We start from the raw sequence: 1,333 nt of genomic DNA, 5'->3' as shown, positions 1-1,333 counted from the left end.
GGGCCTTGAGGGTCTCGGCCAGGGAGGCAGGTACCCGCACCGACACCACGATCTGCTCGTTCTCCAGCGCTTCGACCTCAGCGGCTTCGGCTTCTTCCGCGGTGCGCTCGGCGCGAACGGCATCCCGCCGAGCGCGGGTCGCGCGACCTGTCATGGCTTGCCGGGTAGTCCTGAAGATCGACTCTGCGGATCTTCGACTGGCGATCCCGGCCTTGTCAACCGGATCGATGTGACCCGATCCGGGTTTCTGGCACCCGCGGGGTGCGCCGTCCCCATCACGGCGGCACAGAAGGCTTGTAGATCGTTCGTCGCGCTGACCCGTGGTGCAGAAGCCCTGGTCAGGGCCCACGGACGAGTTTCGGGCACGGACAGTGGGAGCATGACGCGACATCCGCAACGCCCACGAGAGCCGGCGATCGCGATCAATATTGCTGGTGGTGGTACCATAACCCTATGGCCTTGAAGAAGACGACCGTCATGGTCGAGGAGGAATACCTGCAGATCGTCAAGGAGGCGGCAGCGCGTGAAGGCCGGCCCGAATCCGAGTATTTTCGCGAGGCGTTCCGTATCGCCGCGCTGCACGCCCGCCGATGGTCCGGCGACTGGGACATACCGGCACTCGACTTCGGCGGCCCGCTCACCGAAGATGACGTCCGCGAAGCGGTCGACGAAGCGGTCGACCGGAAAAACGGCACGACTGGTATCGCCACGTGATCGTCGTTGGTGACACCTCTGGCCTCATGGCCGCCTTCAACATTGGCAATCCGGAACACCAGGCAGCCCGCGCGGCACTGCGCGAGGCGTCCGTGACCCTGGTTTCCCCGCTGGTGTTCGCTGAAGTCGAGCACGTCATCACCCGCAACGTCGACCGCAAGGCCGCCTATAAAGTCAATGACTGGCTGTTACAACAGGAGGGCGCCATGCGCATCCTGGTCCCAGAGGTGTCAGCCGATACCCTCCGCAAGGCTCGCACGGTCCAGAGCCGGTACGCCGACCTGCGCCTGGACCTGGCGGACGCAGTGAACGTGGTGCTGGCGGAGCAGTACGAGACCGACAGCGTTCTCACGCTCGACCGGCGAGACTTCCGTGCGATACGTCCGCTCAGCAACCACAAGGCGTTCCGTCTCCTGCCGGACGACCTGTGACGGCACTGTTGCATTGGCGAAGCCCGCCGTCTCGGCTGCCGATCAGTCATGATCGAGTGATGCATCGACGTCGTGTCCGTCCGCCGGTTCCGACGTCGGAGTTCGCCGACTTCCGCTTCCCGCCCGAGGGGAAGTGCCGGCGGTGCGCTGGTACCCGCGCTACACCCTCTCCGGCACGGTCGTCGGCC

2 protein-coding genes are annotated in these 1,333 nt (G+C 65.3%); both read left to right on the top strand.

The annotated features are described in order from the left end of the window. Positions 1 to 477 precede the first annotated feature (477 nt). A complete protein-coding gene (locus AC5LUJ_RS20420) occupies positions 478 to 714 on the top strand; it encodes a CopG family transcriptional regulator (protein WP_250286541.1) in 237 nt (78 codons plus the stop codon). Further along, complete coding sequence (locus AC5LUJ_RS20415) at positions 711 to 1,145, top strand: PIN domain-containing protein (RefSeq protein WP_250291608.1); 435 nt, start codon at positions 711 to 713, stop codon at positions 1,143 to 1,145. Before AC5LUJ_RS20420 ends, AC5LUJ_RS20415 begins: the two co-directional genes overlap by 4 nt. Positions 1,146 to 1,333: the final 188 nt, after the last annotated feature.

The sequence above is a fragment of the Protofrankia sp. CiP1_Cm_nod3 genome (genome assembly GCF_982290655.1).
The sequence above is the reverse complement of the archived record's forward strand: the minus strand, read 5'-3'. Positions and strand labels throughout refer to the sequence as shown.

Coding starts and splice junctions, on each gene's coding strand:
- AC5LUJ_RS20420 (WP_250286541.1), top strand. CDS start 478: ATGGTCGAGGAGGAATACCTGCAGATCGTCAAGGAGGCGGCAGCGCGT.